Annotated in this window: 15 protein-coding genes; 6 read left to right on the top strand and 9 right to left on the bottom strand. The window is 69.7% G+C overall.

The window, feature by feature from the left end:
- From ACIHFD_RS43360 to ACIHFD_RS43375, 4 genes are read right to left on the bottom strand one after another with little or no spacing between them, the layout of a single operon-like run.
- Entirely contained in the window at window positions 1-822 is an 822-nt protein-coding gene (locus ACIHFD_RS43360; RefSeq protein ID WP_350727009.1) for a carbohydrate ABC transporter permease, read from the bottom strand.
- Entirely contained in the window at window positions 819-1,742 is a 924-nt protein-coding gene (locus ACIHFD_RS43365; protein WP_397371883.1) for a carbohydrate ABC transporter permease, read from the bottom strand. The genes ACIHFD_RS43360 and ACIHFD_RS43365 overlap by 4 nt, the downstream gene beginning before the upstream one ends.
- 25 nt (window positions 1,743-1,767) lie before the next feature.
- The gene (locus tag ACIHFD_RS43370) at window positions 1,768-3,033 is read right to left on the bottom strand and encodes a sugar ABC transporter substrate-binding protein (protein WP_397371884.1); all 1,266 of its coding nucleotides are present in this window, start codon (window positions 3,031-3,033) and stop codon (window positions 1,768-1,770) included.
- Window positions 3,034-3,054: 21 nt separating this feature from the next.
- Complete coding sequence (locus ACIHFD_RS43375; protein ID WP_350727006.1) at window positions 3,055-4,089, bottom strand: LacI family DNA-binding transcriptional regulator; 1,035 nt, start codon at window positions 4,087-4,089, stop codon at window positions 3,055-3,057.
- A gap of 141 nt (window positions 4,090-4,230) precedes the next feature.
- On the opposite strand from ACIHFD_RS43375, the gene ACIHFD_RS43380 reads away from it, so the two are divergent.
- Window positions 4,231-4,635: a nitroreductase family deazaflavin-dependent oxidoreductase gene (locus ACIHFD_RS43380; RefSeq protein ID WP_397371885.1), complete on the top strand. Its 405-nt coding sequence runs from the start codon at window positions 4,231-4,233 to the stop codon at window positions 4,633-4,635.
- A gap of 48 nt (window positions 4,636-4,683) precedes the next feature.
- On the opposite strand, the gene ACIHFD_RS43385 is transcribed toward ACIHFD_RS43380, so the two are convergent.
- The gene (locus ACIHFD_RS43385) at window positions 4,684-8,019 is read right to left on the bottom strand and encodes a S8 family serine peptidase (RefSeq protein WP_397371886.1); all 3,336 of its coding nucleotides are present in this window, start codon (window positions 8,017-8,019) and stop codon (window positions 4,684-4,686) included.
- Window positions 8,020-8,110: 91 nt separating this feature from the next.
- Here ACIHFD_RS43385 and ACIHFD_RS43390 point away from each other — a divergent pair, with 91 nt between their 5' ends.
- On the top strand, window positions 8,111-9,271 hold the full coding sequence (locus ACIHFD_RS43390) for a TrmB family transcriptional regulator (RefSeq protein WP_397371887.1): 1,161 nt from the start codon (window positions 8,111-8,113) through the stop codon (window positions 9,269-9,271).
- 86 nt (window positions 9,272-9,357) lie between these two features.
- Here the strand turns inward: ACIHFD_RS43390 and glgA are convergent, their stop codons facing one another.
- On the bottom strand, window positions 9,358-10,530 hold the full coding sequence (glgA, locus tag ACIHFD_RS43395) for a glycogen synthase (protein WP_397371888.1): 1,173 nt from the start codon (window positions 10,528-10,530) through the stop codon (window positions 9,358-9,360).
- A gap of 183 nt (window positions 10,531-10,713) precedes the next feature.
- Here glgA and glgC point away from each other — a divergent pair, with 183 nt between their 5' ends.
- The gene (glgC, locus tag ACIHFD_RS43400) at window positions 10,714-11,949 is read left to right on the top strand and encodes a glucose-1-phosphate adenylyltransferase (RefSeq protein ID WP_364260351.1); all 1,236 of its coding nucleotides are present in this window, start codon (window positions 10,714-10,716) and stop codon (window positions 11,947-11,949) included.
- A gap of 125 nt (window positions 11,950-12,074) precedes the next feature.
- Here glgC and ACIHFD_RS43405 read toward each other — a convergent pair whose 3' ends face one another.
- Complete coding sequence (locus tag ACIHFD_RS43405) at window positions 12,075-12,632, bottom strand: TetR/AcrR family transcriptional regulator C-terminal ligand-binding domain-containing protein (protein WP_355198166.1); 558 nt, start codon at window positions 12,630-12,632, stop codon at window positions 12,075-12,077.
- A gap of 124 nt (window positions 12,633-12,756) precedes the next feature.
- On the opposite strand from ACIHFD_RS43405, the gene ACIHFD_RS43410 reads away from it, so the two are divergent.
- Window positions 12,757-13,380: a VC0807 family protein gene (locus ACIHFD_RS43410; RefSeq protein WP_397371889.1), complete on the top strand. Its 624-nt coding sequence runs from the start codon at window positions 12,757-12,759 to the stop codon at window positions 13,378-13,380.
- Window positions 13,381-14,218: 838 nt separating this feature from the next.
- Here ACIHFD_RS43410 and ACIHFD_RS43415 read toward each other — a convergent pair.
- Window positions 14,219-15,484 carry a hypothetical protein gene (locus ACIHFD_RS43415; RefSeq protein WP_397371890.1) on the bottom strand — a complete coding sequence of 422 codons (1,266 nt, stop codon included), beginning with the start codon at window positions 15,482-15,484 and terminating at the stop codon, window positions 14,219-14,221.
- A 261-nt stretch (window positions 15,485-15,745) separates the two neighbouring features.
- On the opposite strand from ACIHFD_RS43415, the gene ACIHFD_RS43420 reads away from it, so the two are divergent.
- Both ACIHFD_RS43420 and ACIHFD_RS43425 read left to right on the top strand, forming a co-directional pair.
- Window positions 15,746-16,381, top strand: coding sequence for a nuclear transport factor 2 family protein (locus ACIHFD_RS43420; RefSeq protein ID WP_397371891.1), 636 nt, complete (start codon window positions 15,746-15,748; stop codon window positions 16,379-16,381).
- 191 nt (window positions 16,382-16,572) lie between these two features.
- Window positions 16,573-18,051: an Nramp family divalent metal transporter gene (locus ACIHFD_RS43425; RefSeq protein WP_397371892.1), complete on the top strand. Its 1,479-nt coding sequence runs from the start codon at window positions 16,573-16,575 to the stop codon at window positions 18,049-18,051.
- Here ACIHFD_RS43425 and ACIHFD_RS43430 read toward each other — a convergent pair.
- A complete protein-coding gene (locus ACIHFD_RS43430) occupies window positions 18,023-20,086 on the bottom strand; it encodes an alpha/beta hydrolase-fold protein (protein WP_397371893.1) in 2,064 nt (687 codons plus the stop codon). The two genes, ACIHFD_RS43425 and ACIHFD_RS43430, sit on opposite strands and share 29 nt — an antisense overlap.
- Window positions 20,087-20,321: the final 235 nt, after the last annotated feature.

A 20,321-nucleotide genomic window follows, 5' to 3' on the forward strand; every position in this document is an offset into this window, starting at 1 on the left:
CTACTTGAGGCCGGTGGTGGCGATGCCCTGGATGAAGAAGCGCTGCAGGAAGACGAACAGGAACAGGATCGGCGCGATCACCACGACCGACCCGGCGACCAGCAGGTTGTAGTGGGTGGCCTCGTGCCCGTTCAGGATGTTGAGCGCGACCGGGAGGGTGTACATGTTCTCGCTCTGCGCGACCACGGCCGGCCACAGGAAGTTGTTCCACGAGCCGAGGAATGTGATCAGGCCCAGCGTGGCCAGCGGCGGCCCGCACAGCGGCAGGATGATCGTGAAGAAGATCCGGAACTCCCCCGCGCCGTCCACCCTGGCCGCGTGGATCAGCTCGTCCGGCAGGTCGGCGATGAACTGCCGCATCATGAACACGCCGAGCGGCGTCACCACGGTCGGCAGGATGATCCCGATGAACGTGTTGACCATGCCGAGCTTCGCGATCAGCACGAACTGCGGCACCATGAGCACGATCGCCGGGATCGCGAGCTGCACCAGCACCAGGCCGAAGGCGAGGTTCTTGCCGCGGAAGGACAGCTTGGCGAAGGCGTACCCGACCATGGAGCAGAACAGCAGGTTGGTGGCGACCAGCGCGAGCGCGATGAGCATGCTGTTGGCGAAGGCGTTGCCGATGTTCACCCGCTGGAACAGCTCCGCGAAGTTGTCCAGCGTGAATGTCTCGGGCCAGAACGTCGGCGGGTCGCGCCTGATCTCCCGCTCCGGCTTGACCGAGCTGAGCGCCGTCCACAGGAACGGCCCTGCGACCAGCGCCAGCCCCAGGCTCAGCCCCAGGTAGACGACCGCGCGCTGGCGGCGGGTCCGGCTCATCTGCGCCTCCCCAGCCTCAGTTGCAGTACGGCCAGCGCCACGATCACCACGAACAGCACGGACGAGGCGGCCCCCGCGTAGCCGTAGTTGCCGACCCCGAACTGGCCGAAGATGGCCAGCGAGGCCGACAGCGTGGAGTCGAGCGGGCCTCCCCTGGTCATGACCAGCGGCTCCTCCAGGAACTGCATGAAGCCGACCGAGCTGTAGACGGTGCAGAACAGCAGCACGGGCCGGAGCGAGGGCACGGTCACCGCGCGGAAGCGGGCCCAGCGCCCGGCGCCGTCCACCTCGGCGGCCTCGTACAGCTCCCTCGGGATGCTCTGTAGCGCGGCCAGCAGCACGACCATGTTGAAGCCGAAGCTGCGCCAGGCCGTCATCACGATGATCGACGGCAGGGCGGTGGACGTGCTCTGCAGCCAGTTGGGGCCCTGGACGCCCACCAGCTCCAGCAGCCGGTTGACCAGCCCGGCCTCCGGCTCCAGCAGGAACTTCCAGGCCACGGCGATGCCGATGATGCTGGTGATGTTCGGCAGGTAGTAGCCGAGCCGGAAGAACGCGGCCGGCAGCCGGGCGATCCCCGAGTTGAGCAGCACGGCCGCGGCCAGCCCGAGCCCGATGGTCAGCGGCAGCGCGGTGACCACGAAGACCACGGTGTTGAGCGCCGCCTTGCGCATGGCGCCGTCGTTCATGAGCCGCAGGTAGTTGTCGACCCCGACCACGTTGACGGCGAGCGGGTCGCTCACGTCGGTGCTGCGCATGTCGGTGAAGCTCATGCCGATGCCGACCAGCAGCGGGCCCAGGTAGAAGACCGCGAACAGCACCACGAACGGCAGGATGAAGATCCAGCCGATGCCGGCCTGGCGTAACGTGCCCCTGAGCCTGATCGGCGCCACCCGGCCGGCGGGGACCGCCACGCTCATGGGCTCTCCCCTGTCGGCGACGCGTTCACAGGCCGGTGCCGATCGTGTCGGCCTGCGACTGGATCGCCTTGAGCGTCTGCTCGGGCGTCTGCGCGCCCCTGGCCAGCTTCTCCAGCTCGGTCTCCAGCACCCTGGCCACCTGCTCCCACGTCGGGAACGGCGGCGGCGTCTTGGCGTCCTTGAGCTGCTCGCCGAAGACCGCGAGCTGCTTGTCGGCGGTCAGCTCCGGCTCCTGCCAGGCCGCCGCGACCGCGGGCAGCGACTTCACCGTCGTGTACCACTTGGCCTGGACCTTCGGCTCGCTCAGCCACTGGATGAACTTCCAGGCCGCGTCGCGGTTCTTGGCCTTCTTGAAGACCACCATGTCGGACCCGCCGAGGAAGCTGGTCGCCGAGACCGGCCCCTTGGGGTAGGGCGCGACGTCGAACTTGTCCTTGAAGCCGGGGCCGCCGTCGTTGTTCACAACGCCGACCATCCACGGGCCGGAGAAGAAGCCGCCGACCTCGCCCTTGATGAAGCTCTGCGGGAAGGCGCCCTCCGGGGTGTTGTTGGGGGCGAGCTTCTGGGTGAACAGCGACGCGTACTGCTTGAGCGCCGTGAGCGCCTCGGGGGTGTCGAACGTGTACGTGCCGTCCTTGACGATCTCGCCGCCCGCCTGCCAGATGAGCGGCAGCACCTCCTGCCAGGAGGCGCCCTGCGTGTAGCTCTGGTTGAAGCCGTTCTTGGCGCCGCCCTTCTCCTTGAGAGCCTTGGCGAACGCGGTGAACTCCTCCCACGTCTTCGGCGGCTCGACGCCGGCCTTCTTCGCCTGGTCGGTGCGGTAGTAGAGGACGCGGGTCTCGACGTACCACGGCACCCCGTACGCCGTGCCGTTGACGTCGACCGTCTGCCAGGCGCCGGGGAAGAACACGGACTTGTCGACCAGGTTGCCGGGGGTCGGCTCCAGCGCGCCGGTCTTGGCCAGCTCGCCCGACCAGGTGGAGCCGACCATGCTCACGTCCGGCGTGGCGCTGCCCGCAATGGCCGCGGTGATCTTGTCGTGCGCCACGTCCCAGCCGATGGCCGTGACGTTGACCTTCACGCCCGGGTTGGCGGCCTCGAAGTCCTTGACGAACGCGCCGAGCGCCTTGCCCTCCTCGCCCATCGCCCAGACCGTGACCTCCCCCGTGATCTTGCCGGTCGTGACGTTCTGTGCCTGCTCAGGAGTTCTGTCTGCGCTGCGGCCGCAGCCGGCCGCCAGGATCGCGAGGGCCAGCACGCCTCCCGCGGCGCGCCGGGTGGTGGTGTTCACGGACTACCTCCTGGGGGTTGGTCACCGCGGCCGGAACGGATCTCCGGCTCGGCGGTCAGGGCTCGGTGACGTCTCGGGGTGGTCGCCGCAGCTGGAGCGGACCACCAGCTCGGTGGGCAGGCTCTGGTGGCGGGGCAGGTCGCGGGCGCGGGTGATCAGCTCGTCGAGCGCGCGGGCGGCGCGGGCGCCGAGCTCGCGCATGGGCTGGCGTACGGTGGTCAGCGCCGGGCGGGCGTGGCGGGCGGCCATGATGTCGTCCCAGCCGGTCACGGCCAGGTCGCCGGGCACGCTCAGGCCCAGCTCCTCGGCGGCCAGCAGCGCGCCCAGCGCCACCTCGTCGTCGGAGCAGATGATCGCCTCGGGCCTGCCCTTGCCTTTGAGCAGGTCCCTGGCGGCCTCGAAGCCGCACTCGACGGTGTAGTGGCGCGTGTCCACGGCCTCGATCGCGCCGCCGAGCACCGCCCGCACGCCCTGCCAGCGCTCGTCCACGTCGTCCTGGCTGGCCATGGGCGCGCCGAGGAAGGCGAAGCGCTCGTAGCCGTGTCCGGCCAGGTGGGCGGCCAGCTCTCCCGCCGAGGCCCGGTTCTCGCTACGCAGCGTGTCGGCGCCGGTCAGCGGGTCGCGCGAGATGAACACCAGCCGCATGCCGAGCCGCACCAGCTCGGCGACCAGCGGCTCGGGGACGGTGTGACCGAAGATCAGCATGCCGTCGACCCGCCCGGCGAGGTCCTTGACCAGGTCGTTGACCCGCGTGCGCCCCTTGGTGGACAGGATGACGACGGAGCGCCCCAGCTCGGAGGCGACCTCCTCGTAGCCGAGCAGGACCTCGGTGTAGTAGGGGCCCGCGAGGTCGGGGAAGACGATGCCGTTGGCGGCGTGGCGGCCCTCGGCCAGGCTCACCCCGAGGCGGCTGGGCGTGAAGTTGAGCTCCTCGACCGCCTTGAGCACCTTCTCGCGCGTCCTGGCCGCGACCGGGCCGGTGCCGCGCAGCGCCCGGGACACGGTCGCGATCGACACGCCGGCCCGCTGGGCCACCTCGTAGATGGTCACGTCCATCGAGCGTCTCCCTGTTGTGTAAGCGCTTCCACTTTGGACTGTAAGCGCTTACACACATGCATCCTGCCAGGGTTGTTAACTTCTCGTACAGACCCCGGCGAGTAACGGTGAGGTCACGCCCTCGATGGGTAGTTGTGGATCATGCTCTACGGCAAGGAACACGTACAGCGTTATCAGGAGACCAACGGCGAGGAGGGACACGACTGGAACAACACGATCGTCCTCCTCCTCACCACGAAGGGCCGCAAGTCGGGCCGGTCTTACACGACGCCACTCATCTACCAGAAGCACGGCGACGACCACGTGATCGTGGCGTCCCATGGCGGGGACCCTGTTCACCCGCAGTGGTACAAGAACATCCTGGCCAACCCCGAGGTGGAGGTGCAGGTCAAGGCCGACAAGTTCACGGCTCGCGCGCGTACGGCCTCCAAGGAGGAGAAGCCGGAGCTCTGGCGGCTGATGGCCCGCACCTGGCCGGACTACGACGAATACCAGAAGAAGACCGACCGCGATATCCCGGTCGTCGTGCTCGAACGCGTCAAGTGACGCGGGCCCCGCCGCGCCCGGTCGGGGCGCGACGGGGCTCCCATCACGTCACCTGAGCTGGTAGGCCCTGATGACGGTCTCGGTGAAGCCGTTGCCGCCGGTGTCGGCGGCGTTGACGCGCAGCGAGGCGAACCCGCCGCGCGCGCTGACCGGGTGCCACGTCTGCGCGGCCCACGTGCCGTTGCCCGCCGGGTGCACCAGCGTGGGCAGCCAGGTGCGGCCGTCGTCGTAGGAGATGTCCACCGTGAGCTTGCGCAGCGGCAGGTCAGGCGATCCGTCCTGGCGCTGGACGCTCAGCGGGATGCTCATGAGACCCACCGCCGCCCGGTTGCGATCGTCCAGCTCGGGGGCGATCTTCACGGTCAGCAGCGGCAGCACCTGGCGCTTGCCCGGCTCGGCCGACTTCGACCTGAACTTCCACTCGGCGCTGACCCGGGTGGAGACCTTGGTCTGCTTCGCCTCGCGGTCGGCGGTCATGGTCAGCCGGTACTCGCTCGCCTTCGTCTCGGCGGGCACGTCGAGCGAGCCCGGCAGGTAGTCGGCGGCGTAGATCTCCTTCCCGTCGCGGTAGACCTTGGCCTGCGGGGCGATGTAGTCGCCGTAGGAGACGCGGTCCGGCGTGCTGTCCTCGAACAGCCCGGCCGAGAACTGCATCAGGTTCTCGTCACGCCAGTTGTAGTCGCCGTCGGGGTTGAGCGCGGCCGCGAAGACGCCGGTGTTCCAGCGGTCGGTGGTCTTCGTGCCGGCCCGGTAGGAGGTGATGTCGCCGAAGAAGAACTGGTCGACGTCGTCCCAGCCGTCCGGTGGCGTCTGGTACTGGATGAAGGACGGGTACCAGCCGGTGTCGGCGGGCGTGTAGTACTCGGTCCTGCGGAACGGCAGCGAGAAGCGCGAGACCTGGCCGTACGGCATCCAGGCCAGCTCCTTGCCGTACAGCACCGGCAGGGCGAAGCGCTCGCCGAACTTGGCGTCCTGCTGCGTGGCGTACGTGGAGGTGACCTCGGCGAGGTCGCGGCGGCGCGGCTGGTAGCCGGGGTCGGCGGGGATGCGCGGCTCGGCCTTCATCAGGTGGTAGAAGTACGGGCTGTCGTCGTAGCCGCCGTCGGCCTTCGGCCTGGCCCACTGCGTCCACCGGTAGAAGGCGAAGTTCTTGCTCACGGTGCGGGCCGTCGGGATGGCCTTGATGCCCTCGACGCGCTCCGCGCCCCGCATGCCGGCCAGGTCGACGTCCACGCCCATGGTCTGGACGCCCTCGGCGAGCTGGAGCATGCCGAGCATGCCGAAGGCCAGCCGCGCGGTGGGCTCCTCCGTACGGACGGTCACCGGGCGCGCCTTGCGGGCCTCGGCGGCGACGGTGCGGTCGGCGTCGAGCGTGAACTCCGGGTCGGCGGCCATCACCATTGTGCCGTCGCTGTCCATCATGAGGGTGACGACGGTGTAGCGGTGGCCCTTCTGGAGCCTGAGGTCCAGCGTGCCGCTGGCAATGTCGTAGTTGACCTGTTCCTTGGCCTCGAGGTCGATCACGCCGGCGAACGCGGCCTGCGCGGGCCGCCCGTCGGTGCCGGTGAAGGTCAGCTTGAGCGAGCGCTTCTCCGGCTCGACCCGCATGCCGATGCCGGTGCGGACGGTGACGCCGGCGTTCCTGGCGATGACCGTGCCGCTGAACGTGCCGATCGGGCCCGGCTGGGCGGTCACCTTGACCTGGGCGGTGCCGTGCGCGGGCACCTCCACGGCCGGGGCGCCGAGCTTGAACGGCGTCACCGTCGCGCCCTCGCCGTCCTTGGCGATCACGCTGAGGTCCAGCCGGACGGCGGCGTCGCCGTCGTTGCGGTAGGTGAGCGTCTGCTCCTTGGGCGCGGGGCTGGGCAGCTCGATCTCGCCCAGGCTCAGGGTGGCGGGCTCGGCCGTGACCTGCTGGGTGACGGCGCGGGCGACGTCCACGCGGCCGGAGCCCTGGACGTAGGCGCCCAGCTCGTCACCGGGAGCGGTGGAGGCCATGAGCGCCGACTTGATCCGGTCGGCCTTCCAGTCGGGGTGCTGTCCGGCGACGATCGCAGCGGCCCCGGCCACGTGCGGGGTGGCCATGGAGGTGCCGCTCAGCTCGGTGTACGAGTCGTCGACCGGCGAGCCCAGGCCCGTGCCCGCGGCCCGCGCGGCGACGATCCCGACGCCCGGCGCGATCAGGTCGGGCTTGACCGCGCCGTCGCCCACGCGCGGGCCCGTGCTGCTGAACTGGGCGACCGTGTCGTCGTCGCGGTAGGAGGCGCCGACGGAGAGCGCGCGGTCCGCGGTGCTCGGGGAGCCGACCGTCTGGGGGCCGTCGTTGCCTGAGGCGATGACGAACAGCGTGCCGTACTTCTCCGACAGGCTGTTGACGGCCTGCTCCACGGGGTCCACGCCGATGGAGTCGGCCTCGCCGAGGCTGAGGTTGGCGACGCGGGCGCCGTTCTCGGCCGCCCAGGTCATGGCCTCGATGATGGCCGAGTCGGGGCAGAAGCCGCTCTGCACGCAGACCTTGCCGATCAGCAGCTTGGCGCCGGGGGCGACGCCCTTGTACCTGCCGCCCGAGGCGGCGCCGGAGCCGGCGATGGTGGCGGCGACGTGGGTGCCGTGGCCGTTGAGGTCGCGGACGTCGGGCTCGTCGGTGAAGTTCTGGGTCTTGGTGACCAGGCCCTGGAGGTCGGGGTGGCCGGGGTCGTACCCGGAGTCGAGGACCGCCACGGGCACGTCCTTGCCGGTGTGGCCGGCCGCCCAGGCCTGGGGCGCGCCGATGTGCGGGACGCTGACGTCGAGGGAGAGCATGGCCTTGCCGTCCAGCCAGATCTTCTCGGGCGCGGCCGTGGCCGTCCTGGCCTGCCCGGTCAGGGCCTTCCACAGCGTGCCCGCGCCGGTGCGGGGCTCGCTCTGCGCGACACCGTTGATCGCGGGCAGCGGGCGCCCGCCCGCGGCGCGCAGCGTGGCGGCGCCGGCCTGGTCCGGGTACGTCGTGATCAGCGGGAGCGCCGGGCTGGCGGCGTCGTCGTAGCCGAGCGCGGCGAGCCGGGTGACGTTGAACAGCCGGGGGTCGAGGCGGCCGGCGGCCAGAAGGGGCATCGCGTCCGTGGGGACGATGCTGAGCCCGTCCTTGCCCCGGCGGTGCACGAACGTGACCTTCTCCCTGCCGGGGCCGGGCTTGACGTCGAGCTGGGTCTGCTTGTCAGGGAGCTCGCGGAGGGTGACCTTGTCGCCGGTGAGGAGGGTGATCGTCTTGGGCGGTCCGGACGGCTTGTCCGGCTGGGCGGTCGCCTTGGCGGAGGGGGCGGGGGTGGGGGCCGCCTGGGCCGGCGTGGCGGCGGCGATCAGGGCCGTTACCACGACGCCCAGAAGGGCGGTTCTCTGAAGCACATCCCGATTTCTAATTGTCAGTGAAATTTGCTGACAAGGTGGTTGATGTGGCCTATTGCGGCAACTGCCGGAATTGGCCAAGATCGTGGGCATGCTTGAGGAGGGGCGGGCGCTGGAGGTCGTGGGCATCAGCGCCTTCGACGAGCGGGTCTATCGCGGGGTGCTGGCCAGTCCCGGCATCACCGTGCAGGAGCTGGTCAGGCGCAGCGGCGAGAGCGCGGGGCGCATCCAGTCGTCCCTGAGCCGGCTGCGCGCCAAGGGGATGGTCAGCCGCCTGTGGGGCCGCTCGCCCCGCTGGACGGCGACGAACCCGGGCGCCGCGATCCGCTCGCTGGTGCGCGGCATGCAGGGCGAGCTCGACCGGCTCACCGACACCGCCGACGAGCTGGAGGCCGCCTTCCGCACGGTCGGCCAGGGCCCGGACGAGGGCGGTCAGCTGGAGGTCCTGGCCGGGCCAGAGGAGCAGGCCCGGTGGTACGTACGGTTGCAGCAGGAGGCCAAGGAGGAGGTGCTGACCTTCGACCGGCCGCCGTACGTGCTGGACTACCACAACCCGCTCCAGACCGGCCTGCTCCGCAGCGGCGTCCGCTACCGGACCATCTACGTGCCGGAGGCCTTCGACCACACGGGGGCGCTCGACGAAGTGGGCAGCCTCATCAAGGCGGGTGAGGAGGCGCGGGTCCTGCCGGAGCTGCCGTTCAAGATGGCGATCGTCGACCGGTGGCGGGCGGTCATGCCTCTGCAGATGGACCCGCCGTTGACGCGCGGCGTGCTGATCACGGGGTCCACCATGGTGATGGCGTTGGTGGAGCTGTTCGAGCGGATGTGGCGGGAGGCGCTTCCGGTACGGCCGGAGCTGTGGCAGGAGCTCGGTGATTCGAGGCCGGAGACGACCGATCCCGGATCACCGGTCGCCGACCTCGACCCTGAGGCCGGACCGCTCAGCCCTGCGGAGGGAACGCCCGGTCCTGCGCAGGGGGCGCTCGGCCGTACTGCGGGTGCGCCCGGCCCTGCCGCGGGGACGCTCAGTCCTGCGGCCGGTGCCCTCAGCCCTGCGGCCGGTGCGCTCAGCCTGGAGGACCGCAGGCTCCTGGCGCTGCTCGCGGCCGGGCTCAAGGACGACGCCATCGCCCGCCAGCTCGGCACCAGCCCCCGCACCCTCCGCCGCCGGCTGCGTCACCTCCTGGACGAGCTCAACGCGGAGACCCGCTTCCAAGCCGGCGCCCAGGCCAGCCGCCGCGGCCTGGTGTGAGTCCGGGGGGGCGGCGCGTCCCGCTCCCCTCACCCCGGCCGGCCGACGTGACGCAGCAGCCCATGGCCGCAACCCTCGGTGGGGCCTCAGGGCCGCAGGGTCGCGTAAAGATCCATGGTGCGGTGGGCGATGCGTTCCCAGGAGAAGTGCTCGACGGCCCTGGCCCGCCCCGCCACCCCGAGCGCCTTGGCCCGCGCCGGGTCCCGCAGCAGCGCGTTGACGCGCTCGGCCAGGTCGGCGGCGAACCGGTCGGGATCGTACGGCGTGCCGTCAGGCCCCTGGGAGATCGGGACGAGCAGGCCCGTTTCCCCGTCGGCCACCACCTCGGGGATGCCGCCGGTGGCCGTCGCCACCACGGCCGTCTCGCAGGCCATCGCCTCCAGGTTCACGATCCCCATGGGCTCGTACACCGACGGGCACACGAACACCGTCGCGTGCGTCAGCAGCTGGATGACCTCGGGCTTGGGCAGCATCTCCTGGATCCAGAACACCCCGTCGCGGTCGAGGCCGCGTACCAGCTCGGTGACCTCCGCCGCGATCTCCGGCGTGTCCGGCGCGCCCGCGCACAGCACGAGCTGGGCGTCCCGGTCGAAGGACCGCGCCGCGCGCAGGAGGTGGACCAGGCCCTTCTGCCGGGTGATGCGGCCCACGAAGACGACGTACGGGCGGTGCGGGTCCACCCCGTGCTTCTCCAGCACGTCGAGGTCTCGGTCGGGGGCGTACTCGGCGGTGTCGATGCCGTTGTGGATGACGCTGACCCTGTCCGGCGGGATCTCGGGGTAGGCCGACAACACGTCGCGGCGCATCCCCTCCGACACCGCGATGACCGCGTCCGCGCTCGCCAGGGCGGTGCGCTCGGCCCACGACGAGATCGTGTAGCCGCCGCCGAGCTGCTCGGCCTTCCACGGCCGCAGCGGCTCCAGGCTGTGCGTGGTGATCACGTGCGGGATGCCGTGCAGCATCTTCGCGACATGCCCGGCGAAGTTGGCGTACCAGGTGTGCGAGTGGACGACGTCCGCGCCCTCGCACTCGGCGGCCATCTCCAGGTCCACGCCGAGCACCTGCAGCGCCGCGTTGGCGGCCGCCAGTCCCTCGGGCACCCGGTAGGCCGAGACGCCGGGCTCGGTGCGGTCGGCTCCGAAGCAGCGCACGCGTACGTCGGCCAGCTTCCGCAGCTCCCTGGCCAGGTATTCCATGTGCACCCCGGCCCCGCCGTACACCTCGGGCGGGTACTCCCGGCTGAGCAGATCAACACGCATGAGACGACCTTATGGTGGGCCGCGGCCGGCAGGCCACCACAAGCAGCGAGTTTCGCGCCAGAGGTCAACCTGAGCGGCTCGACGATCTCCCGAGGTCCATTGCGCAACAAATCTGGACACGAAGGGAGGTCTCCATGCCGGGATTCGTCGATAGATCGGCCATTTGAGGGTAGCGTCCTGGGCATGAGGTCCCGGAGGGTGCTTGCGGTTGTGCTGGCAGGTGGAGAGGGCAAGAGGCTCATGCCGCTCACGGCGGATCGGGCGAAACCGGCGGTGCCGTTCGGGGGGATATACAGGCTCGTCGATTTCGTCCTGTCCAACCTGGCGAACGGCGGCTTCTTGAAGATCGTCGTACTGACCCAGTACAAGAACCACAGTCTTGACCGGCACGTCTCGCGCACCTGGCGGCTGTCGGCGATGCTCGGCAACTACGTGACGCCCGTGCCCGCGCAGCAGCGGCTCGGCCCGCGGTGGTTCTCGGGGTCCGCGGACGCGCTGTTCCAGAACCTGAACCTGATCTATGACGAGATGCCCGAGCACGTGATCGTGTTCGGGGCCGACCACATCTACCGGATGGATCCGCGGCAGATGGTCGAGCAGCACGAGGACTCGGGTGCCGATGTCACGGTGGCGGCGATCAGGCAGCCGCTGTCGCTGGCCGACCAGTTCGGCGTGATCGAGACCGATCCGCAGGGGCGCAGGATCGTGGCGTTCAGGGAGAAGCCGAAGGACGCGGTGGGGCTGGCGGACTCCCCCGACGAGGTGTACGCGTCGATGGGCAACTACGTGTTCAAGACCCAGTCGATGATCGACGCGCTGCGGGAGGACGCGCTCGACCCGACCAGCAAGCACGACCTGGGCGGCAACATCATCCCGATGCTCGTCAAGTCGGGCGGGGCCGACGTCTACGACTTCAAGAACAACATCGTGCCGGGCTCCAGCGAGCGCGACCGCGGCTACTGGCGCGACGTGGGGACGCTCGACGCGTACTACGAGGCCCACATGGACCTCATCTCGGCGCACCCCGTCTTCAACCTCTACAACGACAAGTGGCCGATCTTCACCGGCCATGACCCGCTGCCCCCGGCCAAGTTCGTGCACAACGACGGCGATCGGGTGGGGCGGGCCATCGACTCGCTGGTGTCGCCCGGCGTGATCGTCTCCGGCGGCACGGCGATCCGGTCCATCCTGTCGCCCAAGGTCGTGCTCCACTCGCACTCGCTGGTGGAGGACTCCGTACTGATGGAGAACGTCAAGGTCGGCCGGGGCGCCGTCATCCGCAAGGCGATCATCGACAAGAACGTCGTGATCCCCGACGGCGCCAGGATCGGCTTCGACCTCGACTACGACCGCACCCGATTCGCCCTGACCAGGGGAGGGGTTGTGGTGATCGGCAAGAACGAGATCGTCGACCGCTGACCACCCAGCCCACACCCTGAGCCGCCCCACACACCACCCGGCCGGCACCCTGCGCCAACCTGCGGCCTGCGCCGACCGGCCGGTCACGCACGCCCAAGCAGCCCACAGCCTTGGCAGTCGCCCAACTAACCGGCCCGCAGTCTGAGCAACCGGTCCACGTACGTCCTGGCGTGCTCGGGTCCGATCGGCCGGTTGAAGAAGATCGCGTGGTAGTAGATCGGGGCGAGCACCACCTCCATGAGCTCCAGCAGCCCAGGCGGATCTTCGCCACGCTCCCGCGCCCGCGTCAGCATGACCTCGAGCTGCACAGCCCGCTCCGCCATGAACGTCTGGTAGTCCTCACTGCGCGTGCTGACCTGGGCCGCTCGCACGTACAGGTGGCCCAGCGGACCGGCCACATCGGCCGCCGCCTGCATCGCGTACGCCTCCAGGTCGCCGCGCAGCGAGCCCGTGTCGGGCACCGGCGAACCTTTCGCGAGCTGCTCGGTCACCGCGTCGTCGACCAGCGCGGGCAGCGTCCCCCAGCGGCGGTAGATCGTCGCCTGGTGAACCCCTGATCGCTCGGCCACCCGGGCGATGCTCAGCGTGTCCCAGTCCTCCTCACGCAACAGGTCGATGACCGCGTCATGGACGGCCGCGCGGACCTTCGCGGTGCGGCCACCAGGCCGTCGTGCGGGTTGCATGCACCCACCTTAACGCGAGACCTCTTGCATTAGGACTTCCACCGTGTTTACCTTGAAGCGAAATTCTTCGCGTTAAGGGGGCGAGCGGACACATCCGCCGGCGCTCCGACGAAAGGAGCCGCACGTGAACCGTTCTCTGATCAAGGTCGCCCTGTGGGACGTCCTGCCGCCGGTCGCCGCGTACTACGCCTTACGCGCCCTCGGCGTGAACGAGCACCTCGCCCTGCTGGGCGCCTCCCTGACCGGCTTCGTGCGCGCCGCCCACGTCGGAATCCGGGAACGCCGACTGGACGGCTTCGCCGCTTTCATGTGCCTGATCTTCGGCCTCGGGCTCGCACTCGCTTTCCTCACCGGCGACGAACGCTTCATGCTCGCCGTCAAGTCCGTCACCACCGGCGTGATGGCAGTCGTCCTGGTGGCCACCTGCGTGGCGGGCCACCCGGCGGCGTACGGAATGGCCAAGCGCTTCGGCGCCGACGACGCGGCCACCGCGGCCCGCTGGGACGTGCTCTACGAGGCGGACCCGAAGTTCCGGCGCGTGTACATGGTCATGACGCTCACCTGGGCCGCGGCCCTGGTGGCCGAGTCGGTGGTGCGGATCCCGCTGATCTACCTGCTCCCGGTGGACATCACGGCGGGCCTGTCGTCAGCCCTGCTGATCGGCACGCTGACGCTGGTGGCGGCATGGAGCGCCTGGTACGGCCGCCGCGGCGAACAAGCCGCCACAGCCCACCACCAAACCACGTAACCTCACCCTCCACCCCGCCCACACGACGCCTCCGCCCGCCCGCACAGAGCCCTCCCCGCCCCACAGGAGGTCCTCCCGCGCCCGCCCTCTCCTCCGCTCGACCCTCCGCCCCGCCCGCACAGAGCCCTCCCTGCCCAGACGCGCCAGGGATCGGAAGATTTAGCACCCGAATGCACTTCGCCCGCCGCACGGGGCCAGAAGACGTCACATCCGAATACACGGGCAGCAGCACCTTCCCACGGCCACAGAAACGTCGAAGGGCATAGCACACAGAGGGGGCGGAAGGAATCACATGCGGCTACTCAAGCAGCACCTTCCCAGGGCCGTGCAAGGGCGGAGGACATGGCACCCGACCGCGCCTTCCCGAGCGCACGAGGGCCAGAAGGAGTCACGCCCGATTGCGGAAGAAGGGTCCTTCCCATGGTCGAACACAGGCTTCGGAGGGCGTAGCACCTGGCTGCACTTCACTCAGCGCGCAGAGGGCGGAAGACGTCACGTCCGACCGCGCGAGCAGCATTCTTCGCCCGGCCACACAGGCGTCGGAGGAAACGGCATCTGAATGCATTTGCTCAAACCGTACAAGGGCTGGAAAGCGCCGCATCCGGCAGCGCGAGCAACGCCCTTTGCCTGGCCGTGCAGGGGGGAGGGTTGCCGTGTCCGACTGCGCGAGCAGTGGCGCGGACAAGTGTGAGGAGGGGCGCACATTCCCATCAAGCGCCGAGTGCGAAGATCTGGCACCCGGCTGCGGAGATCGGTTCACAGGGGTGGGAATGTGCGGCGGGGTGGGGTCCCGGGGCGCGCCGCGACGCGTCCCCGAGAGCCCGAATCAAACTGTCCGTCAGTAGCGAGCGCCCCAAGGCCAGTAGTAGCCCCAGTCACCGTTCCAAGGCCACCAACCGTGGGCGTTGTCCCACTTGTAGGGCCAGCCCCAGTGGTGGTGGTGCTTGTCGTCGTCGTCGTTGTCGTCGTGCCTCTTGCCGTGCTTCTTCTCGTTCCGGTCGTCGTCGTAGGAGTCGTAAGACTTCTCGTCGTCGTCGGATTCGTACTTCTCGTCGTCGTAAGAGTCGTACTTCTTCTCGTTGTCGTAGGAGTCGTACTTCTCGTCGTCGTAGTCGTTCTTCTTCTTCTCGAACCCGTCGTTGCGCTGCTTCTCGTCACGAGAGGATTCGTAGGACTCGTCGTAGTTCTGCTCGTCGCGGTCGTAGTCGTACGACTGCTCGGACTCGTCGGAGTCGTAGGACTTCTCGTCGTGCTTCTTCTTGTCGAACTTCTCGTCGTCGAACTTCTTCTCGTCCCGGTCGTAGTCCTTCTCGTACCGGTCGCTGTCGTACGACTGCTCGTCCCGGTCGTAGGAGTCGGAGTCCCACTCCTGCCGGTCGTTGTCGAACTTCTTCTCGTCGTCGAACTTCTTCTCGTCCCGGTCGTAGGAGTCGTAATCCTTCTCGTACCGGTCGCTGTCGTACGCCTTCTCGTCCCGGTCGTAGGAGTCGTAGTCCTTCTCGTACCGGTCGCTGTCGTACGCGTTCTCGTCGTAATCGGCGTAGTCGAACTTCTTGTCGCGCTTCTTCTGGTCGTCGACCTTCTTCTCGGACCAGTCGTTGTCGTACGACTGCTCGTCCCGGTCGTAGTCGTACGACTGCTCGGACTCGTCGGAGTCGTAGGACTTCTCGTCGTGCTTCTTCTTGTCGAACTTCTCGTCGTCGAACTTCTTCTCGTCCCGGTCGTAGTCCTTCTCGTACCGGTCGAAGTCGTCCTTCTTCTCGTCGCTCTCGTAGGAGTCATCCTGCTCGTAGGAATCGTCCTGCTCGTACGAGTCGAAGTCCTTCTTCTCCTGGTCGTGCGAGTCGAAGTCCTTCTCGTCCCGGCCGAAGTCGTGCTGCTTCTCGTCGTCCTTTTGCTTACGGAACGAACCGTCGTGCTTGTCACAGGCGTCTGCATTGCGACGACCGGCGTACACGCCGGTCTTGTCGATCTTCAGCGTGCTCCAGGCATCGGATACGCAAAGGTCGCCCTGGGCGGCACTGGCCGGGCCGGCCAGCCCGACAAGCGCGGCAGCGACGATCAACGCACCACCGGCTCCGGCTGCTATGAAGTTACCTTTCATGATCTCCCCCCGTTATCACGTGGTGACTTTGTCACTCTAAGTAGTTATCGCCGTAACGCGGCGTAACGGCACGCCCGGAACCTCTCGTCACTTTGTCGACGCCCTCAACCAAGATCGCTCGGGTATGTCCTCAGCTGACGACACATGCGGCCAGTTGAGCGGTGATGTCGATCTTGGGAAGATCGTTCCCAAAGGCGATAGCTTTTGGTTATGGCCCCAGGTCTTGGACCTGCGGCGCTCGGGCACCACATCATCGCCACCATGACGACGCGACTTCGGCGCGGGCGGTGGACGGTGGCGACGTCACTCGCCGCCTGCGCACTACTGGCAAGCGCCTGCGGGACCACCCCCGCCAACACCCCCGCCGCCGCTCCCGGCACCTGCCTCACGGCCGACCTCGCCACCAGCCCCGCCACCGGCCGATCCACGTCGCAGGGCCCCGCCGCCGAGGAGTCCATATCGCCGGGCTCCGCCACCTGCCCCGCGAGCGGCTCGGAGGCTGACCCCGACAACGGCGGCGCCGGGAGTCCCCCCAGCGGTCGGGGCGCGTTGCCGAGCGCTGCCGCCGGCGGGCATGCGGGGGTGGCGCGGGAGGTGCGGGCCTACGTGGACGCCGTGAACGCTCGTGATCTGGACGCCCTGGTCGCCGCCTTCGCCTCGGACGGCGTGGTCATCGACGTCACCCGTCCCATCCGCGGGCACGACGCCATCCGCGAGTGGGCGCGGGCCGAGGTGATCGGCGGCACCCTGAAGGTGGTGTCCATCGCCGAGCGGCGGTCGAACGGGCAGAAGCTCCTGGTCCACTGGGCCCCCGCGGGATCCGGCGGGTGGCGGGCGCACTACGACTTCACGGTCTCCGACGGACGTATCGTCCGGGCCGATCTGCAGTACGCCTGACCGCAAGGCCCGGGGTTCAAAGCAGAATCCAGGGCTTAGGGGCCAGGAACCAGGGCTTGTGGGTCAGAGGTCGGCGACCGGTAACCCCACGACCCCGATGGCTCCCGTGGTTCGGCATTCCGCATTCTGTATGCATTTGGGTCTTGTAGACGACCAAGTAGAGGATCACTCTGGCGGCAGGAGGCAGTGAGATGTCGCACCCACTCGGAGTAAGCCGACCGGATCTCGAAGTCACCGACCTACCCACGCCGGAAGAGGTCTTCAAGGTCTCCAAGATCGGCACCAAGGAACTGTTCAAGTACGCCATAGGCCCGAGCCTGATCGCGCTCGGCATCTCCATCGGCAGCGGTGAATGGCTGCTCGGCCCCCTGAACGTGGGCCAGTACGGATTCGTCGGCGTCGGCTGGGTCATCGTCGTGTCGGCGCTGCTGCAGACGTTCTACAACGTCGAGTGCTCACGGTACGTCCTCGCCACCGGCGAGACGCCGGTGGTCGGCTGGGGGCGGGTGCCGCCGGGGTGGCCGCTCTGGGTGCCGTTGTCCGTGCTCATCGTGATCTTCGCGTTCATCGCGGGCGGATGGGCCGCGTCGGCGGGTCAGGGTGTGTACGCGCTGGTCCACGGCGTCCCACCCGCGGCCGACGACCTCGAGCCGCGCTGGTGGGCCATCGGCCTGCTGGTGCTGGTGTTCCTGATCACCGCGGGGGCCAAGCGCGTCAGCCGCGCGCTCGAGCTGGCGAACTGGCTGATGGTCGGCACCATCCTCCTCGCCCTCCTGGCCGTCGACCTGCTCGTGGTGCCGTTCAGCCAGTGGTGGGAGGGCATCCGCGGCTTCCTCACCCCGGCCGCCCCGCCCGCCGGGATCACGGCGACGCAGCTCGGCGCCCTGGCCGGGTTCACCGCGCTCGCCTCGGGCCTGAACTGGTATGTCATGGGCCACTACCGCGACAAGGGTTACGGCATGGGCTACCGCGTCGGCTACATCTCCGGCCTGCGCGGCGAGCGGCGCGAGATCCTGGCCAGCGGCGTGACGTTCCCCGACGACGAGCTCAACCGGGGGCTGTGGCGCAGGTGGTACCGGCTGCTGCTGACCGACATGTGGGGCGTGTTCTTCGTCGGAGCCATCCTCGGCATGCTGTTACCCACGATCCTCATGGCGCAGGCCGTCACGATGGCCGGGGAGAAGCCCACCCGGGCGAACGTGCCGACGTTCGTGGCCAGCGCGCTCGGCGACCAGTACGGGCGGGTGAGCTTCTACGCCGCGCTCGTGATCGGCGTGCTGATCCTCTTCTCCACCCAGCTCGGCATCTTCGAGGCGATGGTACGGGTGACGACCGACGCGGCGAACGCCACCAGCCCGCGTCTGCGCGCCCTGATCGCGGGGGACCCGCGCCGGTTCTACTACCCGTTCATGATCCTGCTGCTGGTCCTCATCTCGATCATCATCTTCCAGTCGCTGCCGGTCGGCCTGGTGGAGTGGTCGGCCAACATGTCGAACCTGGGCGCGCTGATCTACCCGTTCCTGCTCATGTACCTGAACAGCAAGCTGCCGCGCCCGGCCCGCCCGCGCCCGTGGCACTACGTCATCCTCGTGCTCAACTTCCTGTTCTTCGGCTTCTTCTTCGTCAACTTCATCGCCGACTTCATCGGGGATCCGCTGGTGACGTTCTGACGAGGAAGACGTCGCCGTTGCCCGGTGCGTCGCCGCCCTTGGGGACGCCGTAGGTCAGGCCCGTGATCGCCGCCTCGCCCGACGGGGTGGCGGTCGCGTACAGGTTGGGCTCGGCGAAGGCGTCCACGCCGTCGTCCCTGGCGGTGCCGAGCTGGGCCGCGCCGCGCTGCCGGCCCCTGCCGTCCAGGCGCAGCGTCAGGACGTCGGCGCCGCCCGCCTGTACGCTCACCCGGCCCCGGGTGTAGCCGGCGACCGCGACCTCGCCGCCCGCGAGCGGGACCACGGCGGCGCCGGCCTCGGCAAGAGGGGTGGCGAGGGTGTGCTGCCAGCGCTGCTTGCCCTGGCTGGTGTAGGCGGCGGTGTATGCGTCCCCGCCGACGCCCCCCGTGGCCACGGCCAGGCCCGTCGTGGTGACGGCCACCGCGTTCAGCCGGTCGCTCGCGGTGCCGCCCGCAGTGGCGGCCCACTTCCTGGTGCCGTCCGTCGCGAACGCGGCCAGCCAGCCGCCGGGCGTGGTCGTGCCCGGTAGAGCGTCACCGGCGCCGCCGGTGACGTAGACGTTCGAGGCGTCCGCGGCGACGCCGTAGGCCTTGTCCTCGCCCGCGCCGCCGTACTGGCGGATCCAGGACACCTCGCCGCCAGGAGCGAGGCGGGCGAGGATGGCGTCCTTGTCGCCGGCGTTGGCGCCGTCCAGCGCGCCCTTGGTGTAGCCCACGACGTACGCGCCGCCGTCGGGCGCGGCGGCCAGGCCGTAGAGGCGGTCGGCCACGCCCGGCGCACCGAACTGCGTGAGCCAGCGGACGGCCCCGGCGGCGTCGAGGCTGGCCACGAAGGCGTCGTCCGTGGTGTTGCCCGCGTGCCGCCCGTCCAGGTCGCCCTTGGTGTAGCCGGCCGCCAGCACGCCGCCGTCCGGCAGGGCCGCCACGCCGTACAACCGCTCGTCGGCCGCGGTGCCGAGCTGCTTGGTCCAGCCGCCGATGCGGGTGAGGACCGCGTTCCCACCGGCCGCGTACCCGATGGTCAGGGAGCCGTCCGCGTGGGCCGCCACTCCCCCGGCCCAGTCGGGGCCGGCCGTTCCGTACAGCGGGGCGGGCAGGCCGGTCGGCGGCGTGACGCTGAGGCCATGGCCGAGCTCGGCCATGGCCTGCTCGAAGGCGGGCTCCCACACCGTCCAGTCGTGGCCGCCGTCCAGGACGCGCAGCTGCGCGGAGAGCGCGGGCGAGCGCCGGGCGGCGTTGTAGAGGGCGGCGGACTCGAAGTCCAGGTCGTGTCGGGCGTCGGCGGGGTCCGGGTTGGCGTACTCGTCGTCGCCGACCGCCACGAACAGCCGCACCGGCAGGTCGGGGTCCAGCTTCGGCAGCAGGGCCGGGTAGTTGAGCTCCCGGTAGACCTCGTCGGAGAACTTCTCGCCGTCCTTGCCGAACGCCCCGTAGTCGCGGGCGGAGGAGTCGGACGGCGGCAGCGGCGTGTAGACGGCCGGGCTGAGCACGGCGGCGGCGCTGAACAGGTCCTGGTGCGCGAGCGCGAACCGCAGCGCTCCCGCGCCGCCCATCGAGTACCCGCCGACCAGGCGGGCCTCCCTGATGGGCGCCGTACGGTACGTCGCGTCCACGTACGCCACCAGGTCCCTGGTCAGGGCCGTCTCGACCGGCTTTCCCGGCAGGTCGGCGCCGGTGTAGCGCGAGTCGGCGTACCAGCTGCCACGCTCGCTCCAGGGGGCGTCCGGCATGACGGCGATGACGGGCGGGATGCGCCTGGTGCGGATCATGTCATCGAGCAGGGTCTTGACCCGGGTCCACGCCTGCATGGTGTCGCCCCGGCCGTGGAGCAGGTAGAGCACGGGGTGGCGGTCTGTGCCGCGGTCGTAGCCGGTGGGCAGGTAGACGTTGAAGGCGATGTTCTCGCCCAGTGCCCGCGACGGGGCGGAGCCGGTGGCCAGCGTGCCGCCCGCCCGTACCTCCGTCTCGCCCGGAGCGGCCAGGAAGGTCAGTGACGCCAGGACGGCGAGCACGGCGAGCCAGCGGGGTTTGCGCATCAACCGCTCCCGTAAACGTTTACAGTACGCACCTTGCGGTGTTTCGGGAGAGTTTCGTGGTGAAGGTGTGGCGGTGTCAACCGCCTACCGGCCGGGGGGGGGGGGGGGGGGGGGGGGGGGGGGGGGGGGGCCCGGGGGGGGGGCCGCCCCCCCCCCCCCCCCCCCCCCCCCCCCCCCGGGGGCCGCCCCCCGCCCCCCCCCCCCCCCGGGGGGGGCCGCCCCCCCCCCCGCCGCC

It is taken from the genome of Nonomuraea sp. NPDC051941 (assembly GCF_044593615.1).